Genomic DNA, 25,640 nt, shown 5'->3' on the forward strand with positions numbered 1-25,640 from the left:
TTTGCTTGGTGACAATAGCGTTTTGGACCCACCTGACTCCATGCCGAACTCAGTAGTGAAACGAAACAGCGCCGATGATAGTGTGGGGTTTCCCATGTGAAAGTAGGACATCGCCAGGCTCCTAATTAGAGAAACCCGATACAGCAATGTGTCGGGTTTTTTGTTTTTGTATTTTAAAAATAGTACACTGCCAAGCAAGCTCTTATATTATATGGTTTCTGCTTCAAGCTCTTTGTCTGCTTGTTCTTCTAAAAATATGACTGATGGGTCGATGATCACGCTGTGTATTTTTTCCATTTTTATTAATCCACGCATCATATTTCTTGTTTGTGGATCAATATCAAAACCAATACTTGTTAATTTTTCTAATGGTTTAATATCTTCTTTATTAACATTAACACTTTGACCCACCTTATCAACTAATAAGCCAATATGTGGATGAACACCATCCGTTGTTGTGAAAATTATAATCGGTTTATAGTCTAGTATGACCTGCTCTTTAGCTGATTCAAATAATCTTAAAAGCAAAGTATATGTCGTTCTTTTTTCATGTTCAAAGATATCTAAAGCTTGTTCTTTATGGCCTTGTTGGGACATATTGATTAATTCATCAGCAAGTTCATGTATTCTTGTATGAGGTGCAGCAAATTTATCTAGAATGATTTTAAGGTCTTCATCATCTGTTTTAAATTTATCGTACCATTGCCCAAATGCACATTTATGGGGATCCCGTGTTTTTTCGAATGAAGTGCCGTTATGTAGGGTATCTTCTAATGCTTTTACCCATTCTATATGATCTTTTTCGCGGGCTTGCAATAGCTCTGCTAATGCTGAGTTAATAGAATAAGTTGACTCCCCATTTAAAATTATACCGAGATCAAATACTGGTGTAGGTGTTCCCATATAATCTTTAATACCAATGAAACTTTTATTTTTGTTAGGTAATTCAGTGAGATCATTTTCAAATCGTTCGGTGACTAGAATATCAAGAATTTTAAGTGAAATTGTTTTTGAGCCTACCTTAAAGTTGATAAAGTCCATTGCTTCCCCTGCTCATTAAAATTATATGCCTTTGAATTTTAATGATAGTGCAGGTTGATAAATTTGCAGGGTTTATTGAAAAGAAAAAAGTAGTATTTTTAAGTCATTTTAATTTAAAACTCGTTTTGCTTAAGTCTTATTAGAATACAATTAAAACATATTCGTTTTGATAATAATGAGCGCTTTATTATTTAATAAAACTCAGTAGCTCAGTTATTGATGAATGTAACTCTTTTATGATTTGTTTTTTTCCTTTTATTGACATGGCTATTTGCACATATTCGCTTTGCTGATTTTGTAATATTAATCTTATTATTAATTCTTGAGAAAAATAATTACATTGGCTAAGCATATTAGGATATAACCAAATCAGTCGCCAAAGGTTAGGAATTATTTGTTCTAAGCTAAGCAGACCTGAAAGAAAGCGCCTTACTTCGCTTTTATCATGATCTTTTTCTATATCTTGTTCAGCATTTAAATTTACTTTTAGTACTATTTGTCTAATAAGCTTTGGATTGACGTGTGAAAAACTATGTAGCAAATACAAAGGAAGTTGTTGCTCAAATTGTAATTTTAATTTTTTAATAAAAGGGATTGCTTCATTTATTAAAGGTTTCATTACGATACATGAATGTTCACCACTCACTTTATCTTTTTTAAAACCAAGTTTTATTATGTGATATTCAGAATTTTGCCAAAAGTTTAATAAAGAAGCGTAACCGCCGAAACTAGCACCTATGGCACTTACTTGTGAGCTTAAATTAGATTCAATGTACTGTAATAATTCTTTGCCATAATTATGTCGTGTTAACTCAGGGTGAACAGCGATGCGTATAACTCTGGCAACGGAGTTTATTAAAAAATAGTTTGAATTTGCTAGTTGTGAAACTGATTGAGCTAATAAATGCCCTTTTGGGCGACGTTTTTCTTGCAGTATTTGTTCGCTTAATTGATTGGAAATTTGACCTTCAAGAGCGATAAGTGCAGCAGCTATTACTTTACTATCACTTAAAGTTATAAATATTTTTAATTGGTTACCATCTAGTAGTTGCCGAAGATCATTTACGGTGGTTTGATAGTGCGCTAAAACAAGCAAGCCGAAAACTTGATTTAACAAGTTTTCATTTGTAGATAATTCTTTTTGGCTTAGTTCAATGATGTGGTGGTTTTCTATTTTATTTGGTAGATGCACAGCACAGTCAGCTTCTAAACAAAGAAGTTGATTAATACATTTTTCTAAAGGGTCCCCTTTGGCAAATCGAATAGGATCCTGTAATGAGACTCGCTGCCAATTTTTATAATGTTCTTTTAGAAATGGTATAAACCTTAAAGTAAATCCTCGCCCCGTGCCTTCATAACCATAAACAGTGCTAGCAAATACAACTCGAGGGTAATTTTTCAATACTTTTTTTAATATAGTTACAGGTAGTGCGGCTGCCTCATCTATAAATATAACATCGGCATTATGATGTTCATTGAGTAGCTTGTCTGGTGCTACAAAACGTAAGTTAGCTAAAGTATTCTCACCGGCTTTATATTCTTGCTCAGTAATAGATGCTAAATGTTTAAACGCTGATTCCACAGAACGTCGTTGGGATGCAGATATAAGGATTTTTTTATTTTCTTTAAAAAGGGCTGCTGCTGCTAAACCTAAAGCCGATGATTTTCCCCTACCTCTATCAGCTGTTATTAATAAGGGCCTATTAGCTCTACCTTGAGCTGTTTTTATAATGGCTGTAACAACACTTTCTTGCTGAGAATAATTTTGCTCAACGGTAATACCCTCATTAATTTTAGGGGTTTTCCAGCCATCAGTTTGATCTAAATAAATGCAATCTTGTTGGCTTAAAAGATGACTTAATCTTTGATTGAAAAAACTGACATCATTAGATTTTATTTGCGCAGATTGAAAGGTTTCAAATGCTGTGTCTATAAAATTGTTAAGTGTCTTTAAATCTGGCTGTATGAAAATTAAAATACCGCCATATGTAATTGTGCCTGTGATTGCTGCAAGTTTATCTGGTATTAATCCAGAATAGCCATCATACAAAGCAACTTGATATTCTTGTCCTAAAACTTGGTGATTATGCTCGGGCCAGTAAGCATGCTTTATATTTTTATTTTTACTTAATATGCATTTTTTACCAGCTAACTGTTCAATAATTATATTTGCTTGTAGGCTTGTCCATTGAGGTGAACCAGTTAGTAATAATAGTTGTCTATGCCTGTTATTCTTAATTGATTTTAGGTATTCAATCAAGTTCACAGGCAGTGAATTGTCAAAAGACATTAAATTGCCTGTAATTTAGCGAATGAAGTGACTAACCATTTGCTGCCAACATCCAAAAAGTTAATTTGCACTCTAGATTGGGATCCAGAACCTTCATAATTTAGTACAATTCCCTCTCCAAATTTTTTATGCATTACCCTTTGCCCAAGTTTAAAGCCTGTTTCTTCAAAAGCAGCCGTACTAACTGCGTTGCTAAAGCGATTACTTGCTTGAGGACGAGTTACTTGTGTTTTTATACGTACTTCTTCAATGCAATCATCCGGGATCTCACGTAAAAAACGAGAAGGAGCGTGTTGTTTCTCTTGTCCATATAAACGACGACTTTCAGCATGACTTATGAATAGCTTTTCCATTGCTCTTGTTATGCCTACATAACAAAGGCGACGTTCTTCTTCTAAGCGTTCAGAATCATCGTGACTTTGCTGTGAAGGGAACATACCTTCCTCAACACCAGCCATAAATACCAATGGAAATTCGAGCCCTTTTGCTGAATGTAGCGTCATCATTTGTACTGCATCATCATGTTCATCGGCTTGTCCTTCACCAGACTCAAGTGCAACATGAGATAAAAACCCCGATAAAGGTGAAGAGAAGTCTTCTTCGTCAGGTAATTCAAATTGTGAACAGGCATTGATTAATTCTTCTAAGTTTTCAATACGTGAACGCGCTTTTTCGCCTTTTTCAGCTTGATACATAGCCATTAATCCGGAATGATTTATGGCAAATTTAGCTTGCTCAGCGAGTACACTATCTTTAATTTCTGTTTCTATATGAGTAATTAGTGAAATAAAACTCGAAATTGCATTTGCAGCTCGCCCTGTCAGTTGTTTTTGTTCTATCAAGCTGTGTGCGGCATACCATAATGGCAGTGACTCATTTCTAGCACATTCGCGAATTAAGCCAATGCTTTTATTTCCAATGCCCCGTGTTGGTGTATTGATCACTCGTTCAAATGCAGCATCATCTTGGCGGTTATTAACTAAACGAAGGTAAGATAAAGCATCTTTTATTTCTTGGCGTTCAAAGAATCGCATGCCGCCATATATGCGATATTGAATACCTTCATGTAACATGGCTTCTTCTAGAATACGAGATTGCGCGTTGCTTCGGTATAAAATAGCCGTATCTATCAGGTTTTTACCTTGATTTTTCCATTCTTTAATTTTACCAACAATAAAACGTGCTTCATCTAATTCGTTAAATGCAGCATAAATTGAGATAGGATCACCTTTATTTCCTTCAGTCCAAAGGTTTTTACCCATACGCTCAGAGTTATTGGCAATTAAGGTATTTGCTGCTTTTAATATGGTGGCAGTCGAACGGTAGTTTTGTTCTAGACGAATCGTATTAGCGCTAAAGTCTTCTAAAAAACGGCGAATATTTTCAATCTTAGCGCCACGCCACCCATAAATAGATTGGTCGTCGTCACCTACCGTCATAACATTATTTGTTTTACCTGCTAATAACTTTAACCAGGCATATTGTACCGTATTGGTGTCTTGAAATTCGTCTACTAATATATGTGGAAAACGGTCTTGGTAATGTCGTAATAAACTTGCATTGTTATTAAGTACTTCAAAACAACGTAATAATATTTCTGCAAAGTCGACTAAACCGGCGCGATCACAGGCTTCTTGATAAGCTGTATAAATACGTAGCAGCATTTGTTCATTTTGATCATAAGCCTTAATGTCTTTGGGTCTTAAACCTTCGTCTTTTTTTGCACCTATATACCAAGATACTTGTTTTGCTGGCCACTTCTTATCATCAATATTTAAAGCTTTTAATAAACGACGGATCATTCTGAGTTGATCGTCGGAATCTATTATTTGAAATGACTCGGGCAGTTTAGCTTCTGAATGGTGAGCACGTAATATGCGATGTGATAAACCATGAAAAGTACCTATCCACATACCTCCAACAGAGGATTTAATGGTTTCTTCAACCCGAGTTCGCATTTCTTTAGCGGCTTTATTGGTAAAAGTTACAGCAAAAATACTATAAGGAGAAGCGTTTTCAACTTGCATTAGCCATGCAATACGATGTACTAAAACTCTGGTTTTTCCAGATCCTGCACCAGCTAAGATAAGCATATTTTCTAAAGGTGCAGCTACTGCATCACGCTGTTTATCGTTTAAGCCATCTAATAATTCAGAAACGTCCATTCATGCCACCAAAACCGTTATTTTATTTAGGCCACTAGGTGGCATCATTTATTTTGAGTATGATACAACAGGACTCATAGACAGTCCAAATAGAATACTGTTTTTATAAACAGGTAATAGGTTTTATGGTTTTTTAAAAGAGTAAAATTATAATTTAACCATGTTGTGGCTGTTTGGTTAGTTTGCTAAAGTTATATCTTCTTTTAGCATACGCTAATAATCTAAATAAGGAATAATTGATGTTTGTATTAAATACCCACTGGGCAAAAAACTAAAATAAGCTTTTCACAAAATTGAAGCTACATACGTTTTACTGCCCGGTTTTAAGCCGGGGCTGAATTAATTTAAGCCCTATATTATGTTTTTATGACGCCTTTAAGCGTTAGGGTTTATCATGTCACAAAATTATTCTTTATCTCAAATGGGATGGTCCTCCTTTTTTCAACAACAAATTTCACTTGAGCAGTGGGAGCATTCTACTTTAGGGCGTGTCATTGAATGTCATCGTTCTCATATAGAAATTATGACTGAACAATCAATCAGCCATAGCTTACCTGTAAACTCAAGAATGCCAGATTTAACTGTTGGAGATTGGTTATTAATGAGCAGTGAAAACCAATTTGAAGTAAGGTTGGAACGGTTTTCGTTATTTGAACGTAAATCTGCGGGTAGTAAAGTTGCTTTGCAATTGATTGCAGCTAATGTAAATACTGTTTTTATTGTTTGCTCACTAAATAACAACTTTAACCTTAATCGAATAGAGCGATATTTAGCGTTAGCTAGACAGGCTGAGGTTGAACCTGTGGTGGTTTTGACAAAATTGGATTGCTGTATTGAACCGCAAGATTACGTTAAGCAAGTACAATCTCTTGACCCTATGTTAGTAGTTGAAGCTGTTAATGCTCTAGAAACTAAAAGTGTAAAAGTATTGAGACCCTGGTGTGCTCAAGGTCAAACAGTGGCTTTTTTAGGTTCGTCCGGAGTTGGTAAGTCAACCTTAGTGAATACCCTACTGAACCAAAATAGACAAGAAACTGCTTCATCTCGTGAGGAAGATAGCAGAGGGCGTCATACGACCACAAAGCGCTCCCTTCATTTTATGGCTGAGGGTGGGTTGTTAATCGACACTCCAGGAATGAGGGAATTACAACTTACGGATTGTGAAAAAGGAATTGAGGATACATTTTCTGAAATTTATGAATTAGCCGTACTGTGTCAATTCTCTAATTGCCAACATCAAAGTGAACCTGGGTGTGCTGTTTTGGCTGCGATAGACTCAGGTAAGCTAGAACTACGCAGGCTCATTAACTATGGTAAGTTATTAGCTGAGCAGAGCCGAAATGCTACGAGTTTAGCTGAAACTCGAAGCAAAGAACGCAGTTTAGGGCGTTTTTATAGGAGTGTTCAGGCTGAATCAAAACAACGTAAAAATAAACTGATGTAACTTTAAATTAAGCGGCAGTGATTGCTGCCGCTTTCTATATTTTATGAGGTTTCATTTTAATTATAAAAGTTTCTCAAGTTGCAGAATATTACTAATTTCAATATCTGCTAGTCCTTTATATTGTGTTTTAATGGGCTCTTCATTTAGCCAGCAAGACATACAACCTATATTGTTAGCACCTTGAATGTCAGAATCTAAATTATCGCCTATATGTAAAATATTGGACAATGATACATTAAGTTTGTTGGCTGCAAGTTCAAACATATTTGGAGCGGGCTTTTGTGGGCCATCAAAACCTGCCATAAGTAAAAATTCAAAGCTATTTTTTAAACTAAATTGACTGATATCCACATTACCATTAGTGATCGCGATTAAAGTGTATTTTTTACTTAACTTTTTGAGCAGCGTTAATACTTCTGGTTTAACTATTATTTGGCTTCTGGTATCTATAAATGCTTTATATGCTTTATGTGCATGCATCTGGCTATCTTGTTCATTTAAACCAATATATTTAAAACCATATTTTAATGCAGTTTGGCGTAGTAATGTAACATTCTGCTCAATGCCAGGTACTTCTTTTTGTACGGTAGTTCTGCATTTGTGCCAAAAGTCAGGGCCTTGCTCTACCCATTTATTTCCCCATATTTTAATTTTTTTTATATAGTCAAATTGTGCTGCAATCGCAGATTTAATTATGGGTTTGTTATCATAAAGCGTATCGTCTAAGTCAAAGCTTAGTATTTTTATTTGGCTGAGTTTTCTATATATCTTCATAATGTTCTCTTACTTGTTTATCTTTTTAGCTCTTGGGTGGCTTGTATCATAAACTTTGGCTAAATGTTGAAAATCAAGATGAGTATAAACTTGAGTTGCAGATAAACTACTATGACCTAATAACTCTTGCACAGCACGTAAATCACTACTTGACTCTAAAATGTGGGATGCAAAAGAATGGCGTAATTTATGAGGATGAATTGCCGCAGATATTCCCTGCTTAATACCCCATTGTTTCATTCGTTCTCTGACTTGGCGAACTGAGATACGATTTTTTCGTTTACTTAAAAAAAGTGCAGTCTCATCTGGTTTGGCAAATTCCCCTCTGCATTTGAGCCATGCTTTAATAGCGCCTAAAGCTTTACTACCGACAGGTATAATGCGTTCTTTATTACCTTTACCTAAAACGCGGATTTCAGCTTGATCATGTTTAACATCATTTAAGTTGGCGTTAACTAACTCACTGATTCGTAAACCTGAAGAATACATTAACTCCATCATCGCTTTGTCTCTGATAGCCAAGGCATCTTCTTGAGGAATTTCTAGTAGTTGATTCATTTGATCAACGTCGAGATTTTTTGGCAGTGGTTTTTCAAATTTAGGGCCTTTAATTGCCTCTGCTGGATTGTTAAGTGGTGTTATGGCTCGTTTATTTTTTGCTGCGCGTTGTACTTTTAAAGCTTGAAGATATTTATATAAACTACGAATGCACGACAGTTTTAAATTTATGGTTCTGCTACTTAAACGTTTTGCTCTAAGTTGCATGCTAAAGCTGCGAATATGTTCAGGTTGTACTTGTAGCCAATTATCGGCATATTCTTGTAAAAATAAGGCTGCCTGTTTTAATTGTGTTTGATATTGTAATTGTGTGTGTTCGGAATAATCTTTTTCTATTTTTAAGTATTGAATAAAGGCATTGATAGGGTCTTGCCATTGAGCAGGGATAGATACAGGAAGGATATTAGCCACAATTAAAGTTCAGACAACTTAATTGCTAATGCTTGCACAAATTCTTTAATGAAAAGGTTGTCTTGTGATGGTGTGTAATGAAAAGGGTCGTCACTGGAAAAAGCTAAAACACCTAAAGGAGAATCAATATCACCAATTAAGTAAAGAGCAATTGATTGGCAATTTTCGTTAAATAATATACTGATTTCATCTTGGGTTGGTCTACCTAAATAATGCTTATGTTCGGTCAGTCTGTGCGTGATAATAGAGTTTAGTTTAATATGGTATTGTATTAATTGGCATTCTTTTATTTCTGAATCCTGACAAATGACATGTTTTAATTGTTTTGATAAGTCATCAAAGTTATCAGTGACCATCAAGTCTCTATAACAAGCACTAAATGTTTGGAAAATAGATTCATTCTTTTTTGCTATTTTAATGAGATCCGCTAAGTTTTGCTTTAAATCTTGATTTTTTTCTCTTAATATTTTTTGTTGGCGTATTGCCAAAGAGCTCACGCCAGTTTGTTGTTGTATTAAATCTAACTGACTAAGCAAGTTGGGATTATTAACTAAAAAATCAGTATTTTCCTCTAGATAATCGACCACTTGTTGTTCAGATAATTTATTCATAATAAGTTCTTCACTATATTGCTATTTGACCATCAAAAACATGTTCCGTAGGGCCAGTCATTTTTACTGGTTGGTTTTCTCCATGCCAACGTATTTGCAAAGTTCCACCGGGTAAATCAACTTGAACATGAGGGTCTAGTTTATTTTGTATTTGGCCAACAACCACTGCTGCACAAGCTCCACTGCCACAAGCCAAAGTTTCACCTGCACCGCGCTCCCAAACTCTGAGCTTAATATGTTCACGACTCAGTATTTGCATAAAACCAATATTGGCTTTTTCAGGAAAACGTTCGTGGTTTTCAAGTAAAGGGCCTAATAATTCAACTTCAGCAGTATCTATATCATCTACTTCTACTACACAGTGAGGGTTACCCATAGAAACCGCACCACTGAATATGGTGTGTTCATCGGCTCTAAAAATATAGGTCGCTTCACGTTTACTTGCTTTAAATGGAATTTTATTTGGCTCTAATTTTGGTTGACCCATATTGACACTAATCTGACCATCTTTTTCAATATATAAGGTCATGTTTCCACCTTTAGTAGAGACAGAAATTTTATGTTTGTTGGTTAGGCCTTTCATGCGAACAAAGCGCGCAAAACAACGGGCACCATTGCCGCATTGTGCAACTTCAGAACCATCAGCATTAAATATGCGGTAATGAAAATCTAAATCTGGATCATAGGGAGCTTCAACCATTAAAAGTTGGTCAAAACCAATACCAAAATTACGGTCGGCAAGCTTTTTAATTTGATCTTTTGATAAAAAAACATTTTGAGTGATGTTATCGACCATCATAAAGTCATTACCAAGACCGTGCATTTTTGAAAAGTTAATTAGCATGGTAGCAAGCACTCCCCTTGATAAAGTTGTTCTATAGTTTCACGTTGGCGAATTTCATGAACTTGGTTGCCATCAACCATTATTTCGCAAATACGTGGACGAGAATTATAATTAGAGCTCATAGTAAAGCCATAAGCTCCGGCACTACGTACAGCGAGCAGTTCATTTTGGCTTAATGCTAAGTCGCGATCTTTACCAAGGAAGTCTCCCGTTTCACATACAGGGCCTACAATATCATAATTGTAGCTTTTAGCTGTGTTTTCTGCTTTTAAGGTGACAGGGATGATATTTTGCCACGCCTGGTAAAGAGAAGGCCTTAATAAATCATTCATGCCTGCATCAACAATGGCAAAATGTTTATCTTGATTTTGTTTTAGGTACTCTATTTTTGTGACTAAAATACCTGCATTTGCTGCGATTGCGCGACCAGGTTCAAAAATAAGCTCTAAGTTTGGTAAGTGAGCTAATTTATCGTTTATTTTGTCAACATATAAGCTTGGGTGAGGAGGCTCTTCCTCTTGATACGGCACACCTAAACCACCACCTACATCAAGGTGGGTTATTTTTATACCTAATTGATTCAACTCTTCAATTAACAATAAAATTTTATCTAAAGCAGCTAAAAAAGGAGTCACTTCAGTTAGTTGAGAACCAATATGAAAGTCAATGCCTTGAATTGATAAGCCAGGCAATTTTGATGCTGTTTTATATACTTCTATAGCCTGATTTATGTCTATACCAAATTTATTTTCTTTTAGACCTGTGGAAATATAAGGATGTGTTTTTGCATCTATATCTGGATTAACACGAATAGAAATGGGAGCGATTAGCTCTAGTTCTGCAGCAATTTCTGAGATTCTATGTAACTCAGCAATTGATTCTACATTAAAGCATTTTATTCCTAACTCTAATGCATAGGTGATTTCTTGTTTGGTTTTTGCAACTCCTGAAAAGACAACTTTATTAACATCGCCGCCTGCTGCAACGACACGTGAAAGTTCACCTTGAGACACTATATCAAAACCAGAGCCTAATTTAGCGAGTATATTTAAGACCGCAATATTGGAATTTGCTTTAACTGCATAACAAACTAAGTTTTTATGTGCTTTTGCTGCATCAACAAAGGCATTATAATGGCGTTCAAAAGTTGCCCTAGAGTATATGTAGCAAGGAGTACCGTATCGTGTGGCAATATCGTTTATATTCACATCTTCAGCGTAAAGGTGCTCTGAACGATAATTAAAATAGTCCATTTATTTTTCCTGTTCACTTGTATCTTGCTGTGTTTCATTTGGTTCTTTGGATGCAATATTAGGTTTTTCTTGTGTTTCTTTTGGTAAATAAAGTTCACCTGTTTGTCCACAAGCACCAATGAACAGTAAACAAGAAACTAAGATGAACTGACGATATTTTATTCTTTGCATAAGTTTTCTTTAGATAAAAGTATTTACTCTTTATAATCGCAGAGTAACAGAAAAATTTATAAATGCAGACAGTCGGGGAGTTTTTATTTTATTCCTCTGTTAAAACTAGGTTTATATTAGGAAACAAAATGACAGATCAAGAGTATCATCAACTAGTAGACGATCTATTATTTATTATTGAAGAGCAGGTTGATGACTGTGATGTTGATTTAGATTATGAATCAGCACCCAGTATTTTAGAAATTATTTTTCCAGATAATAGTAAGATCATTCTTAATAAACAAGCCCCTTTACATCAGTTATGGGTTGCCACAAAGTTTAATGGACATCATTTTGAATTTAATGGTAAAGAGTGGATCGATAATAGAAGCCAAGCAGAGTTTTGGCAGTTTTTATCCGAAGTTTCAACGCGTCAGGCTGGCGCTGAAATAAAATGGCTGTCACAGCTGTAATAAATTAAAAAGTAAGGGAAATAGCACTATGAATTTAAAATCTGTTATTTGTGAAGCGCAAGGACCGCATAAGGCAACTGTTATTTGGTTACATGGTTTAGGTGATTCTGGAGAGGGTTTTGCACCTATCGTTCCTCAGCTTAAAATTCCTAACGAATTAGGAGTAAAGTTTATTTTTCCACATGCTCCTATTCGCGCTGTCACAATTAATGATGGTATGAAAATGAGAGCATGGTATGACATCGTTTCTTTTGATCTAGATAAACGTGCCGACGAACAAGGTGTGAGAGAATCATCATTACAGGTTGAAGAAATCATTACACAAGAAATAGCTTCAGGTATTAATGCAGATAAAATTATTTTAGCTGGTTTTTCTCAAGGTGGTGTGATCGCTCTGCATTTGGCGCCTAGATTGAAACAAAAACTGGCAGGCGTCATGGCGCTTTCTACTTATATGTGTCAACCAGGTAAATTTGCAAATGAGGTTATTCATAAAGACTTAACTGTATTAATGGCGCATGGTTCTCAAGATGAAGTGGTTCCTATGATGGCTGGACGTCAGGCCTATGACGTAATGCAAAGCGAAGGTTTGAATGTGACTTGGCATGATTACCCTATGGGGCATCAAGTCTGCGGTGAAGAAATCATGACGATACGTGATTGGTTAATTAAGCAACTTCAGTAGGTTTTTTTGTGAGTCAAAGAATAGTAATAAAAACTAAGTTAGAACACTCTACTCATGCTGTTGATGATCACATTGAATATCAATGGCATTGGCATCGTATCCTTTTAGTTAGTTTGTCTTTGGTTTTTATTATTATTGTTGTTTTATGGCGTAATTTCCCTGTTGTTTCGGCAACAGAAAGTAAAAGAGCAGTAGATAAAGACAAACAAGAAAAAGTTATTTTACTAAAAGAGAGCCTTGGTAAAGAATTAGCAAAAAATACTCATGAAATAAAAAAATTAAAAGAGAATGAACTAAAAGAAACTGGCTCAGTTATTGTTAAATCAGAGTTAATCAAAACAGAAAAACTAAACAATGCTGCTAATGTAATACAAAAAAATAGTAAAAAAACAGAACTAAAAGAGCAAGATAATACACCTGCTGAAATTGACAAATCGCATCTATCTCAAATATCAGTAGGGGGCTTAATTGATCCGCAATTTGTTTCTCGTGCTTTATTAACTTCATCAGTTGTTAATCGAGAGCCTGTTGATGTATTAAGCGGACAAATATTCCAGTCTCAAATTGATAATCAATTATTCTTTTTTACTGAATTGAATAAGCTGCAATCGCAAAAAGTATGGCATCGCTGGTATTTTAAAAATAAATTGATGGCCGAGGTTGAATTAAAAATCTATAACACAAGATATAGAACATATTCTTCAAAAAAAATTATGGCAACCCAGGTTGGAAGTTGGCGAGTTGAGCTGGTGAATTCAAAGCACAATATTTTAGCGAGTAAGTCATTTCATATTGAATAAATATAGCTGTGAAGTTACTCAATTTAAGAAATATAGATTTTTAGATTTTAGTGAAAGGTAAAACATGACAACTGCAACAAAAACAGTATTGAGAATAGCAACTCGTAAAAGTGCCCTTGCATTATGGCAAGCGGAATTTGTAAAAGCTGAGCTTGAAAAGTTTCACCCAGAGCTAACCGTTGAATTAGTGCCTATGTCTACACAAGGCGATAAAATTTTAGATACGCCTCTTGCTAAAATCGGTGGTAAAGGTCTTTTTGTTAAAGAACTAGAGCAAGCAATGTTAGATGGTCGTGCTGATATTGCTGTGCACTCTATGAAAGATGTACCTGTTGAGTTTCCTGAGGGTTTAGCGCTACATACAATTTGTGAGCGTGAAGATCCAAGAGATGCGTTTGTTTCTAATATTTATAAAACATTAGATGAATTACCTAAAGGTGCAATTGTTGGCACGTCTAGTTTACGTCGCCAATGTCAAATAAAAGCATTGCGCCCTGATTTAGAGATCAGAGATTTACGCGGTAACGTCAATACACGTTTAGCAAAACTTGATGATGGTCAATATGATGCGATTATTTTAGCCGCTGCAGGTTTAATTCGTCTAGAAATGCCTGAGCGTATTAGTGACTTTATCGATGCTGAGACTTCTCTACCAGCAAATGGCCAAGGTGCGGTGGGTATTGAGTGTAGAATGGATGATAAAGCAACAAAAGCATTTTTAGCACCATTAGAACATAATGAAACACGTATACGTGTATTAGCAGAGCGTGCCATGAATCGTAAACTGCAAGGTGGTTGCCAGGTGCCTATTGGGGCATATGCAGAAGTTGAAGGTGATAATTTAACATTACGTGGCTTAGTTGGCGCAATCGATGGTTCTGTTATTTTGCAGGATTCGGTATCTGGTAGTGTTTTGCAGGCTGAGCAATTAGGTGAGCAACTAGCTGATACCTTGTTAGGTTTAGGTGCTGATAAAATTCTTGCAGAAGTTTATCGAGACGCCTAATAAATTTGCTACGTATTTTATTAAAAGCATTGCTTAGGTCGATAGATCAATGAGGTTTATAATCGCAAAGCGATAGTCTAGAACTCCTATATAAATGATGAAAATCACTCATGTAGGAGTTTTTTATTAAGGAATAATGCATGTCTGTATTTCTCATTACTCGCCCTAAAAATAAAAATGAAAGTTTAGTGAGTTTTATTGAAAAAAAAGGATTTAAAGCTTTTTCATTTCCATTGTTAAATTTACAGCCTTTAGAAATAACCTCCAGCCAGTTAAGCCCGCTTATAGATGCCGATAAACTTATTTTTATTTCACAAGATGCCGTTAAATCATTAGCTGCTTTATCACCAGTAATAAATCCAAGTGCGATATTTTTTGCTGTGGGTGATAAAACAGCACAAACAATTTTAGAGTTCTTTAATAAAAAAGCCGTAGTGCCAAATAATCAAGACTCAGAAGGTTTACTGGAACTTAAATCGTTACAAGACATTGATGGAGATAGTATAGTTTTAATCAAAGGTAAGGGAGGTCGACCTTTACTTGCTAAAACATTAAAAGAAAGAAGGGCAAGGTTAAATACTTTAAATATTTATCAGAGACAAAAAGTTGTGGGCAATGTAAGTGATTGGTTTCAAAAGTGGCAACAACAAAAAATAGACAGTATAGTATTAACCAGTAATGCTGCAGTTGATGTTATTTTTAGTGATTTAACAGTAAAAGGCTGTGACTGGCTGCGAACATGCCAATTTTATGTTGTCAGTGAAAGAACAGCTAAATATTTAAAAACGTTTAATGTGCCTATAGATAATATTCATAATTGTAATGGTGCGTCTGATGAGGCTATTTTGTCAGAAGTCATAAAGCAAAATAGCGAAGCAAAAAATAATTTCGTCAAATCTCATATCCAGGAGGCCTCTGCCATTATGAGTGATCAAAGTATCAGTGAAAAAGAAGTTAAACAGCCTGAAACGGCGAATAAACAAAATTCAAAACCAAAAGGTAATACTGTTGCAATTTTATCTTTATTAATCGCTTTAGGCGCAGCTGGTGGCTTTGCGTTTAACTTTTATAGTAATAACCAACAGCAAGCTTTAGTTCAGCAACTACAAATGAATAATCAAAGTTTAGAGCAATCATTAAATGCATTAAAAGCACAAATACAAAATAACAGTGCTAATTTAACTGGTGCTATAAAAAATGAATTAACTAGTCAAAAGTTACAAGTTGAAACAGCGCTAAATGCCAGTGAGAAAAACATTTCTGAGCAACTTGAAAATAGTTTAAATGAAATTAAAAACATTAAAGTCACTTTAAACCCACAAGAAGTGCGTAGTTTACATCGCATGGCTGAATTTAAAGCTAAAGTAGAAAAAGATTTTGTAGGTGCTGTTGATATCTTAACCAGATTAGATAGTTTGTTATCAGAACACAGTGATACCAGTGAGTTGCGTGCTGTGATCGCTGAAGATATACAAATGCTGAAAGGTTTAAGCAATGTACCTGTACAGGACTTATATTTGAAACTACATGGCTTATTGAATCAAGTTGATACATTGCCACTTAATATGGTGAAGCTACCTAGCTTAGTAAATAATACCGAGCAAGAGGTTTTATCTGAAGATATTTCTGATTGGCAAGCAAACTTAAAGCATTCATGGTCTTTATTGGTCGATGATTTTATTAAAGTGAATGAAAGAACTGAAAAAATCGAGCCGTTATTAACGAAAGAAGAGCAAAGCTTAATTCGCCAGCAAGTACGTTTTTATATTTCGCAAAGCCAAACTGCATTACAAAACCAGCAAGTAGTTATTTATAAAGCTGCTTTAGAGCAAGCAAATAAAGTATTGGCATCATTTTTTGATACTAATTCAAGCGCAGTACACAATGTAAATAACGAATTGAATCAACTTAAAAGTACACCACTCAATTTTAATCCGCAATTAAACTTGGCTTCTAGCCAGTTAATGAAGGAGTGGTCACTATGACAAAAAATTGGTTAATATTATTAGCTGCAGTCATTGTATTAGCACTTGCACCTTTAGCGATTGGTGAGAAAGGTTATGTATTAATAGCCCTGAATAATTGGACGATTGAAGGAACGATTGTCAGCTTTGGCATTATGATGACTATGGCTGGTGTTGGTATGTTTGTTGTTTATAAATTGATTTCATATTTATGGTCACTTTATGGCAATACTAAATTTCGCTTTACTAGTAGAAGTGAAAAAAAGAAATTAGATAATTTACAACAAGGTATGTGGGCAAGTTTATCGGGTGATCATATGACAGCGGCTAAATTGCTATCAAAATCAACGGTACCTAATGGTTGGCAAGGTTTAAGTCAGGCTACGGCGGCAAAAGCTGCGTTAGCGCAAGGCAATAAATCTCAAGCGCTAGACTTACTTAATAACTTAGATGAGCAAGACCAAAAATATGCCGCTCAATTGTTTGTTGAATTAGAACAAGTTGAAGTGGCGCAACTATTATTGGCTCCTGTGGCTAAAAATAAGAAAAGCTCAAATATTGAATTAAACTTATATAGCCAGCTGTTAATACAACAAAATAAATGGTCTGAATTGAGTGAGCTATTTCCTCAATTAGAGAAAAGGAAAGTGCTAAATGATGAGCAATGGCTAGCAGTTTTAAGAGCTTACTTTAGTGAATTAAAAGTTGCAGAGGTAAAAAAACGATACAACCAATTAAGTCGGCATTTAAAAGCGCTTGCTAATAATATATACCTAAAAGCATTGTTAGCATTAGGTGAAAGTAAAGATATTGAAGCTGACTTGGTCAAGATGCTGAAAAAAGAGCGTTATACTGAGTTATTAGACATACTCACAGCTTCTAGTAATTATCAGTGCAATAAATTGAAAGGGTTAGTGCAACAAGCCTTAAAAAAATATCCTGAACAGCCAGAGTTGCTGTTATGCTTAGCTTATATTGCAAAAGCACAGCAAGATCACACACTAGCTGCAAAAGTATTTAAAGCTGTTTTCAACCAATCTGAAACATATAAGCAAGCTCATTGGCGTTCAGCCGTTGCATGTTTTAATCAACAAGAAGATGCGCCTTTAGCACTGACTTTATACCAAAAATATAGCTGAGTATTAACTCGCTAAACAAGTTCAAAATTAGTTAATTTGGTTTTGAACTATTACTCAAGTATGATCCTGAAAATTTTTTAAAGACTGAGCCAATTATGATAGATAAAACAATTCCATTACTTGATATACATCGCCACCTTGATGGTAACGTACGTCAACAAACAATTTTAGAATTGGGTCAGCAATTCAATATTAAATTACCAGCTAATGATTTGGCTTCTTTAAAGCCTCATGTGCAAGTTTTAGAAAATGAACCTGATTTAATGGCTTTTTTACAAAAGCTAGATTGGGGTGTGGCTGTGTTAGGTAACTATGATGCATGTCGCCGTATTGCAATCGAAAACGTCGAAGATGCTTTTAACCAAGGTCTTCATTATGTTGAGTTAAGATTTAGCCCTTATTATATGGCGCAAACACAAGGGTTAAACCCACAGGGTGTTGTTGAGGCGGTTGTTGATGGTATTAAAGCAGCTTGTGAAAAATACCCAGTTAAAGTGAAGCTGATAGGCATTTTATCTCGTACATATGGTCAAGATATCTGTCAGCAAGAGCTAGATGCATTATTAAGCTGTAAAGATGATTTAATTGCTGTGGATTTAGCGGGTAATGAATTAGGTTTCCCTGGTGAATTATTTGTGAGTCACTTTAATCAAGTGAGAGATGCAGGCTTAAATGTGACTATTCATGCTGGTGAAGCTGCAGGCGCCCAAAGTATTTGGCAGGCAATTAATGAGTTAGGTGCGCAGCGTATTGGTCATGGTGTTAAGGCGATTGAAGATCCACGTTTAATGGATTACTTGGCAGAGCATAAGATTGGTATGGAATCTTGTTTAACAAGTAATATTCAAACAAGCACAGTTGCTAGTTATCAAGCTCATCCACTTAAAACTTTCTTAGATCATGGTATTTTAGCATCAATCAATACTGACGATCCTGGTGTAAGTGGTATTGAAATTGGCTATGAATATGAAGTAGCGGCACCTAAAGCAGGTTTAAGCCAAGCAGATATGACTAAAGCACAAAAAAATGCACTGGAAATTGCTTTTCTAACACAAGCCGAGAAACAGGCTCTACAGAGCTTATAGATTTAAAATCTAACTACTTAAATACCAAATAATGCGCCTATATGGCGCATTTTTTATATTTGAAGCTTTAGTATTATATTTTATGACTTGAAATTAAATTATTTAATATCAATTCCTTGTGTTTTTTGTTTTCTATGATTTTTCTATTTTTAATTGATTATAAATTTTTATTAAGATTTATTTACTGTGTTTTTTCATTCTTAGCCCATCTTTTAAAAAGGAAGTCTAAAATGAATCTTAATAAAATAATAATGGCACTGTGTTTATCTACTATGAGTTATCAAACTTTTGCAGGTTCACCAATAGAGCCAATTATGGTTGATATTCCCAGTGGTAGTTTTGAAATGGGCAGCCTTGATGAGGAAGATGCAGAGCCAATTCATAAGGTTGTATTACCGGCTTTTAGTTTAGGTAAATATGAGGTTACGGTAAAAGAGTTTCGCCGTTTTATTACAGCTACAAATTATCAGACTCCGACAGAATGTTACCACCAACTTGATAGTTGGTTTATAGGTGGCACATCTGGAAGTTGGGACAATAATGAATTAACAACCAGTGAATTTCAGCCAGTAAATTGTATTGGCTGGCAAGCTGCAGATGCCTATGTTAAATGGTTAGCAAAAGAAACTGGTAAACCATATCGCTTGCCTAGCGAAGCTGAATGGGAATATGCAGCTCGCGCAGGGACTAAAACTAAATACTTCTTTGGAGATGATTTAGCGCAAACAGAAATTTGTAAGTATGAAAATACGGCAGATTTGACTGGTGAAAATATATTGCAAAGAGATTCAAATTCTAGCTATGTGAATTTTGCTAATGGTAAATCTAATTGTGTGGATCACTCGGCCTATGCAAGTATTGTTGGCATGTATAAACCTAATCCTTTTGGTTTACACGATATGATAAGCAATGTGGTGGAGTTTTTAGCGGATTGTTATTTGCCTAATTATGAAAAAGCACCTTTAAATGGAGAGGCTCATATAGATGATAAGTGTGAGCGTCGAGTGACCCGTGGCGGCAGTTGGCATTGGAATACATTTCCATTAAATCAACGAGGTAGTATCACTGAGGACTTTATTGGTGGAGTAGAGGGTTTTAGAGTTGCACTTGATGGTAAAAGTGGTACAGAGTCTAGCATAACTAAGTTGTTTAAATCAGAACTACAAATAGCCCAGCAAACAGAACAAAAACATAGGGATGCAAAGCCTGATTATCCAAAACCTGTTACCAACCTTACCATTAAGCAAGATAAAGGAATGGTTACTTTGAATTGGGATAAAAGTACAGAAGCGGATGTGAAAAACTATCGTATTTATAGAAATTCAGGTGTTGGTAGCCTATTTAAACTACTTGCTTCAAATATAATGGACTCAACCTTTAAAGATGCTAATGCAGATGTTCATCAATATGAGTATAGCGTAGTGGCTGTAAGGCAGCATTTACAAAGCGATTATAGTAATTTTGTTGCAACGAAAGCGGGTGGTTGGGTGAAAACACCGGAAAGAATAGAAGCAGAATCGGCCGTAAAGATTTCAGGCACTTCGGTAGGGAGGACTTCAGATGTAGATGGTAAGTACAACCTTACAGGGGCTGGTGGTATTTCTAATGAAGCTAAGTTGGAGTATCAAATTGACGTAGCGCAATCTGGTGAATATGTACTGACTTATCGTGTGGCATCTCCAAGAAATACGAAAGGTTTTACTGTGTTTGTTAATGGTAAAGAGCTGGAGGTTCAAAAGGTAACTGAAACTGGAGGTTATCATGAATGGCAAACTCAACAGGGCAGTAAGCTTCATCTTAAAAAGGGGAAAAACAGATTAACCCTTAATTCTTTAGATAATAATTGGAAGCTAAATTGGCTCGCGTTAAAACAAGATTAGCCAGCTAATAAAAACTCAGAGAAGGTCGCATTAGCTACCTTTTTCTTTAAAGGTTAAGAGCAACGAGCTTTTCTTTATTTCTACGTTGCCAATTGAGAGTGGCATTCTCATTAATAAATTGAGAGTAAAAGTCATAATTTACTTGTTCAGCTGAAGTACCACATAAAAGTAATGCTGTATCTAAACTTAAATATTTATTTCCGGCCAGCTGAGCTTGCTCAAATGTTTTGTGAGCATATGTAATAAATAGATCTGTTTGCTGTAGAGCTTGAGCTAATAATGTTTTCAAAAATGAGTTGTATACGTTATCTGTTTTTAAGTTTTGTATTAAGGCTTGAGCTTCATTGAGTCTATTTTGTGCAATATAATATTGCATTAGTTCCTCTCTGCTATTTTGTGCCACCCAATGGTCAGGCGTTAAGACGGTAAACTCGAGTACTTGTTTTAAATGAGGTTCTTTATCAGCGGGCTTTTTAGCAAAAATAGCATAATGAAAGGGGACTTTAGCAAAGTGATAAATTGGAAGTTGATAAAGGCGCATTTTATTTTCGGCTTGTTGCAAGTATAGATATTTATCTTCTTCTTGATGATGTTTGTATGCCATTACGGATAAGTATGTGAGAGCATCTATTTCGCGAGATTTATCTTTTGTATCAAAAGCCAACTGTGCAGATTTGAGTAAACTGGTTTTAATTGCATCATAGTTATCATGTTGATGGTCTATCCATGACTGCGCATTCCAGGCATCAGCTTGGCGTTTTAAATCTCCAATTTTTTCAAATTGTGTAATTGATAAGCTTAGTTTTTGTGAACTTAAATCATATAGTTTTTTTCTTGTTAAAATTGCGCTCTGATGAAGAAATGCTATTCCCATTTGTAGGGGGTTAGATTCGATATTGGCTATATTAGCCAATTTATCGGCCATAACCATAGCTTTATCTAACTCATCTATCTGAATATAAACTTCTATAAGTTGATTTAGTGTAATGAAATCATGTGGTTTTTCTTGATGTGCTAATGATAAATTTGCGAGTTTTAATTCTGGCGGTTGTGATTTGCCTATTAAGTCATAAATAAAGCTTTGTGTTAGATGTTCCTTTAATTTATGAGTAACCTCTTGCTGAGAGTTACCTGTGATTAGGCCTTCCCACTGAGTAAAAGGACCTTTTAATATGAAATCTAAATAAGTTTGTTGATTATGAGTTCGGAATGCTCCGGTGAGAATCAAAGGGTATTTGGTTGCTAAACTTGGGTATGTAAGCTCAGAAGTGGCGATAAAGTTTCTGTAACTTACATCAGTTAACTCAATAAAGTTAATACTTGTATTAGTGGTCAGCTCTAAAAAGGTTTTATCACCTTGTTTTTCAAAAGGGATTAAAGCAATTTCAATTGGTGCTATGTCATTGTTTTGTACGGATATTGAAGTGAAGATAAAAAATATTATAAAGACAAGAGTGAGTGTTAAAATTGATGCATATACTAATTTGAGAGGTTTATATTGTTTGGTTTCTTTTTTATTTATATCAGCTTTCCTGGGGAAGTGATTATTTAAATTCTCTTGTAGCTCAAGTTGCCATTGATAGCCCCGTTTGGAAAAGGTTTTAATTGCATCATTACCAAAAAAGCCTCTAAGGTGGCTAACATTTTGAAATACTGCTTGTTCAGAAACGACTTTGTCTTGCCAAATTTCAGCTAAGATCTCTTCTTTACTAAAAACACGTTCAGGTTGACTCAGCATTAAAGCCAATAATTTAGCTTCATTATGGCGGATCGCTAAGTTTTCACCATTTTTGCTAAGTATTAAACTGATACTATCGAACTCAAAATTAAGAAATCTATATTTCATAGTACTTATTGTATTTTTCAGACTGTTTGATACTAACTGATTAATTTAAAAATGGATAACAATATCCTTTGAATCATAATGCGTAGAAGCATAAAGTTGAGACTTTAACTGGTAGGGTAATTTCTTTTGGGGCTGAGTTTTAACGTGATAATAGAGTAAAAATAATCAGGAAAACAGCATATGGTTTTGATCTGACTATTTTTACAAAGTGGGGGTTATTACTTTATAAAGGCAAATGCATCTGCATACATATGTTCACGAATAGCGCCCTGATTAATAAAGTCATCACGCACAGGACCTATCATATCAAATCGACCCGCCATATAAATATCATAGGCACCTAATGACATAATATCTTTTAACACTGCATTATGCACATAACCAGAATGACCAGACCAGCTATCATCAGCTAGCTCAACAACCGGAATAAAATTAAAGTGTGAATTTGATGCTGCCCAAGCTTCCATTTCAGTTTTAGCATATAGAGCTGACTCTTCTTTCACTCCCCAGTAAAACAATACGGGACGTTTACAGCCTGTTTCAGCTAAATGGTCTGCCATTGATTTCACATATGAAAAGCCAGTGCCACCTGCAAGCATGATAATAGGTCTATCACTTTTCTCTCGTAATTGTGATACACCTAACCCAACTTCTAATGTCGCTTGGGTATGGTTTTTATGATGCTCTCGTAAGTGGTCTAGTGCTTGAATTGCATATGTGTCAGCTGCAGTGGCACCTATGTGCAATTCTAATAAGTTATTTTGGCTAGGTCGGCTTGCAATCGAAAAAGCACGTTTGTCTTTTTCACCTAAAACTACTTGTAGATATTGACCTGCAAAGAACTCTGCTGGTTGTTCAGGTTTTAATTCAACTTTGAAAATAAACTCACTAAGTGCACTAATAGCAACAACACTTGCCTTTAACTCTTGCATTATATTACCTTTTACGACGCTAATCTGGTTATGTTTACTGTTAATTTAGTGCCATTGGCACATGTTATTTATGTGATGTTTCTTAATCTGAGGTGCTCAATCGAGAATATTAAGAGAGTCCCAAATTTGATCTACTTTATCTTTTATTTCTGGATCCATAACAATGGGTTCACCCCATTCTCTATCAGTTTCACCTTGCCATTTATTTGTCGCATCTAAGCCCATTTTTGAACCTAAACCTGAAACTGGTGAAGCAAAATCGAGATAATCTATTGGGGTATTCTCAATCAGAGTGGTATCTCTTGCAGGGTCCATTCTGGTAGTGATAGCCCAAATTACATCATTCCAATCCCTAGCATTAATATCATCGTCACATACAATCACAAACTTGGTGTACATAAATTGACGTAAAAAAGACCAAACGCCCATCATTACACGCTTGGCATGACCTGGGTACTGCTTTTTCATGGTAACAACGGCCATTCTGTATGAGCAACCTTCAGGTGGTAAATAAAAATCCACAATTTCAGGAAATTGCTTTTGCAATATAGGCACAAATACTTCGTTTAATGCCACGCCTAAAACAGCTGGCTCATCAGGTGGACGGCCTGTAAACGTACTGTGGTATATTGGGTCTTTTCTATGTGTTATATGTGTTACAGTCATTACTGGAAAGTCATCTACTTCATTGTAATAACCTGTATGATCCCCGTACGGACCTTCAGGAGCTATTTCACCTTGAACAATGTAACCTTCTAATACAAACTCTGCGGTTGCTGGTACTTGTAATTCATTGGAGATTGATTTTACAACTTCAGTTTTGCTGCCACGTAATAAGCCCGCAAAAGCATATTCACTTAATGTATCTGGCACCGGAGTTACCGCACCTAAAATTGTAGCCGGATCTGCACCTAAGGCAACTGAAACGGGGTAAGGTTCACCAGGGTTTTCTTTACACCATTCTTGAAAATCTAATGCGCCGCCACGATGTGATAACCAGCGCATGATTATTTTGTTTTTACCTAATAATTGTTGGCGGTAAATACCGAGGTTTTGGCGTTTTTTATAAGGACCTTTGGTAATTGTTAAACCCCAGGTAATTAATGGTGCAGCATCACCAGGCCAGCAATGTTGAATTGGTAATTTAGTTAAATCAACATCATCACCTTCAATGATTATTTCTTGGCAGGGGGCTTTTTTTACTACCTTTGGTGGCATATTTAATACTTGTTTAAATACAGGGATTTGCCCTAATGCTTCTTTCATTCCTGCTGGTGGTTCAGGTTCTTTCAAAAAAGCTAATAATTTACCGACTTCACGTAGCGCTGAAACATCTTCTTTACCCATGCCCATGGCAACTCTTTGGGGGGTTCCAAATAGATTGGCAAGCACTGGAGTTTTATAACCTTTTGGATTTTCAAATAATAAAGCTGGGCCTTTTGCGCGTAATGTGCGATCGGCTATTTCAGTCATTTCTAAGTATGGATCAATTTCTTGCGTGATCCTTTTAAGCTGACCTTTTTTTTCTAGTAGCTTAATAAAGTCCCGCAGGTCTTTGTATTTCATTACGCTAGTCGTCATGGCAAATATAAATTTAGCGATATTATACGCACTTTTCTAGCGAAAGGTTGTTTTTAATACTTGCCATTGCGCTTGTAGTTGTTGGAATTTACTTTTATTTCCTGATGTTTTATCTGGATGAAACTTTAATGCTAGGGCTTTCCATTGTTTAGTTATTTGTTCTGCTGTAGCATCTTTTGGTAAGTCAAAGAATGAAAATGCAGAATCTACCTCTTCTTTTGTATGTGAATACTTTACAGTTTTGATTAAATGACTTTGCCAAAATGAATCTAGTAAAGCATTGACTTCCTTAATGTCAGTGTTGAAGTTATGCCAATTTAGATAATAGTTTTTTAATCTATTACTGTGAATAAGAGTATTGCTTAATTTTGTTAATCGGATATCAAGCGTTTCAATAATTAAGCTATAACCGTGATTTGAAAGTTCATCATCTAGTTGATATAAGGCATTCATTATAATGAAATTTTTCTTGAAAATGTTTTTATCATAATTGAGGTCTAACTGCTTTATATGATGATTATCACATAAGTATGTGGCTAAAGTGTGTATTTTCCAATGAGATGTTTGTAACAAGCATTCAAAAATAGTTTGGCTTAATGGATTATCGTGCAATTGTATTATCTCACTACATTTCATAAAACTATATTATAGAAGATTAAAGTAAATGCTTTAGTGATTTCAGATATAATGATATAACTGATGGGCATC

The 25,640-nt window shown here is 35.3% G+C and carries 22 protein-coding genes and 1 rRNA gene; 10 read left to right on the forward strand and 13 right to left on the reverse strand.

The genetic code is table 11. The features are described from left to right. The first annotated feature begins 4 nt into the window (after positions 1 to 4). Positions 5 to 119: ribosomal RNA gene (gene rrf, locus BM088_RS22590) — 5S ribosomal RNA — on the forward strand. An 88-nt stretch (positions 120 to 207) separates the two neighbouring features. On the opposite strand, the gene BM088_RS22595 is transcribed toward rrf, so the two are convergent. From BM088_RS22595 to uvrD, 3 genes are all read right to left on the reverse strand, one after another. Continuing rightward, on the reverse strand, positions 208 to 1,041 hold the full coding sequence (locus tag BM088_RS22595) for a CZB domain-containing protein (RefSeq protein ID WP_091990206.1): 834 nt from the start codon (positions 1,039 to 1,041) through the stop codon (positions 208 to 210). Between the two features lie 187 nt (positions 1,042 to 1,228). Continuing rightward, entirely contained in the window at positions 1,229 to 3,331 is a 2,103-nt protein-coding gene (locus BM088_RS22600; protein WP_091990208.1) for a tRNA(Met) cytidine acetyltransferase TmcA domain-containing protein, read from the reverse strand. Then, complete coding sequence (gene uvrD / locus BM088_RS22605; RefSeq protein WP_091990211.1) at positions 3,331 to 5,496, reverse strand: DNA helicase II; 2,166 nt, start codon at positions 5,494 to 5,496, stop codon at positions 3,331 to 3,333. Before uvrD ends, BM088_RS22600 begins: the two co-directional genes overlap by 1 nt. A 394-nt stretch (positions 5,497 to 5,890) precedes the next feature. Between uvrD and rsgA the strand changes: the two genes are divergently transcribed. After that, positions 5,891 to 6,940: a ribosome small subunit-dependent GTPase A gene (gene rsgA / locus BM088_RS22610; RefSeq protein WP_091990214.1), complete on the forward strand. Its 1,050-nt coding sequence runs from the start codon at positions 5,891 to 5,893 to the stop codon at positions 6,938 to 6,940. A 60-nt stretch (positions 6,941 to 7,000) separates the two neighbouring features. On the opposite strand, the gene BM088_RS22615 is transcribed toward rsgA, so the two are convergent. Genes BM088_RS22615 through lptM form a run of 6 tightly spaced genes read right to left on the reverse strand, consistent with a single transcriptional unit; the run spans position 7,001 to position 11,562 of the window. Further along, the gene (locus BM088_RS22615) at positions 7,001 to 7,714 is read right to left on the reverse strand and encodes an HAD-IA family hydrolase (protein ID WP_177208144.1); all 714 of its coding nucleotides are present in this window, start codon (positions 7,712 to 7,714) and stop codon (positions 7,001 to 7,003) included. Positions 7,715 to 7,723: 9 nt separating this feature from the next. Beyond that, positions 7,724 to 8,683, reverse strand: coding sequence for a tyrosine recombinase XerC (xerC, locus tag BM088_RS22620; protein WP_281247191.1), 960 nt, complete (start codon positions 8,681 to 8,683; stop codon positions 7,724 to 7,726). Positions 8,684 to 8,685: 2 nt separating this feature from the next. Beyond that, a complete protein-coding gene (locus BM088_RS22625) occupies positions 8,686 to 9,294 on the reverse strand; it encodes a DUF484 family protein (RefSeq protein WP_091990220.1) in 609 nt (202 codons plus the stop codon). A 13-nt stretch (positions 9,295 to 9,307) separates the two neighbouring features. After that, positions 9,308 to 10,138 (reverse strand): diaminopimelate epimerase, encoded by an 831-nt coding sequence (dapF, locus tag BM088_RS22630; RefSeq protein WP_091990223.1) that lies wholly within the window; start codon positions 10,136 to 10,138, stop codon positions 9,308 to 9,310. Beyond that, a complete protein-coding gene (gene lysA / locus BM088_RS22635) occupies positions 10,132 to 11,391 on the reverse strand; it encodes a diaminopimelate decarboxylase (RefSeq protein WP_091990227.1) in 1,260 nt (419 codons plus the stop codon). Before lysA ends, dapF begins: the two co-directional genes overlap by 7 nt. After that, a complete protein-coding gene (gene lptM, locus BM088_RS27380; protein ID WP_177208145.1) occupies positions 11,392 to 11,562 on the reverse strand; it encodes an LPS translocon maturation chaperone LptM in 171 nt (56 codons plus the stop codon). It lies immediately after the preceding gene. 128 nt (positions 11,563 to 11,690) lie between these two features. Between lptM and cyaY the strand changes: the two genes are divergently transcribed. The 8 genes from cyaY to BM088_RS22675 all read left to right on the forward strand — a co-directional run bounded on the left by cyaY (position 11,691) and on the right by BM088_RS22675 (position 20,573). Then, the gene (cyaY, locus tag BM088_RS22640) at positions 11,691 to 12,014 is read left to right on the forward strand and encodes an iron donor protein CyaY (RefSeq protein WP_091990230.1); all 324 of its coding nucleotides are present in this window, start codon (positions 11,691 to 11,693) and stop codon (positions 12,012 to 12,014) included. A 28-nt stretch (positions 12,015 to 12,042) separates the two neighbouring features. After that, a complete protein-coding gene (locus tag BM088_RS22645) occupies positions 12,043 to 12,699 on the forward strand; it encodes an alpha/beta hydrolase (protein ID WP_091990233.1) in 657 nt (218 codons plus the stop codon). Positions 12,700 to 12,707: 8 nt separating this feature from the next. Then, a complete protein-coding gene (locus BM088_RS22650) occupies positions 12,708 to 13,499 on the forward strand; it encodes a DUF2914 domain-containing protein (protein WP_091990236.1) in 792 nt (263 codons plus the stop codon). Positions 13,500 to 13,563: 64 nt separating this feature from the next. Further along, the gene (hemC, locus tag BM088_RS22655) at positions 13,564 to 14,505 is read left to right on the forward strand and encodes a hydroxymethylbilane synthase (RefSeq protein ID WP_091990239.1); all 942 of its coding nucleotides are present in this window, start codon (positions 13,564 to 13,566) and stop codon (positions 14,503 to 14,505) included. A 140-nt stretch (positions 14,506 to 14,645) separates the two neighbouring features. Next, complete coding sequence (locus BM088_RS22660) at positions 14,646 to 16,490, forward strand: uroporphyrinogen-III C-methyltransferase (RefSeq protein ID WP_091990242.1); 1,845 nt, start codon at positions 14,646 to 14,648, stop codon at positions 16,488 to 16,490. Then, positions 16,487 to 17,608 (forward strand): heme biosynthesis HemY N-terminal domain-containing protein, encoded by a 1,122-nt coding sequence (locus BM088_RS22665; protein WP_091990245.1) that lies wholly within the window; start codon positions 16,487 to 16,489, stop codon positions 17,606 to 17,608. Before BM088_RS22660 ends, BM088_RS22665 begins: the two co-directional genes overlap by 4 nt. A 95-nt stretch (positions 17,609 to 17,703) precedes the next feature. After that, positions 17,704 to 18,693, forward strand: a complete 990-nt coding sequence (gene add, locus BM088_RS22670; RefSeq protein ID WP_091990248.1) for an adenosine deaminase — start codon at positions 17,704 to 17,706, stop codon at positions 18,691 to 18,693. 230 nt (positions 18,694 to 18,923) lie between these two features. After that, positions 18,924 to 20,573, forward strand: coding sequence for an SUMF1/EgtB/PvdO family nonheme iron enzyme (locus BM088_RS22675; RefSeq protein WP_091990250.1), 1,650 nt, complete (start codon positions 18,924 to 18,926; stop codon positions 20,571 to 20,573). 46 nt (positions 20,574 to 20,619) lie between these two features. Here the strand turns inward: BM088_RS22675 and BM088_RS22680 are convergent, their stop codons facing one another. The 4 genes from BM088_RS22680 to BM088_RS22695 form a co-directional block, all read right to left on the reverse strand. After that, a complete protein-coding gene (locus tag BM088_RS22680) occupies positions 20,620 to 22,419 on the reverse strand; it encodes a winged helix-turn-helix domain-containing protein (RefSeq protein WP_091990253.1) in 1,800 nt (599 codons plus the stop codon). Between the two features lie 218 nt (positions 22,420 to 22,637). After that, on the reverse strand, positions 22,638 to 23,351 hold the full coding sequence (gene fre, locus BM088_RS22685) for an NAD(P)H-flavin reductase (protein ID WP_091990256.1): 714 nt from the start codon (positions 23,349 to 23,351) through the stop codon (positions 22,638 to 22,640). Positions 23,352 to 23,447: 96 nt separating this feature from the next. Beyond that, entirely contained in the window at positions 23,448 to 24,917 is a 1,470-nt protein-coding gene (gene ubiD / locus BM088_RS22690) for a 4-hydroxy-3-polyprenylbenzoate decarboxylase (protein WP_091990277.1), read from the reverse strand. Positions 24,918 to 24,968: 51 nt separating this feature from the next. Then, on the reverse strand, positions 24,969 to 25,544 hold the full coding sequence (locus tag BM088_RS22695) for a DNA-J related domain-containing protein (protein WP_177208146.1): 576 nt from the start codon (positions 25,542 to 25,544) through the stop codon (positions 24,969 to 24,971). Positions 25,545 to 25,640: the final 96 nt, after the last annotated feature.

The sequence above is a fragment of the Pseudoalteromonas denitrificans DSM 6059 genome (assembly GCF_900112265.1).
In the GTDB taxonomy this organism is placed as follows: domain Bacteria; phylum Pseudomonadota; class Gammaproteobacteria; order Enterobacterales; family Alteromonadaceae; genus Pseudoalteromonas; species Pseudoalteromonas denitrificans.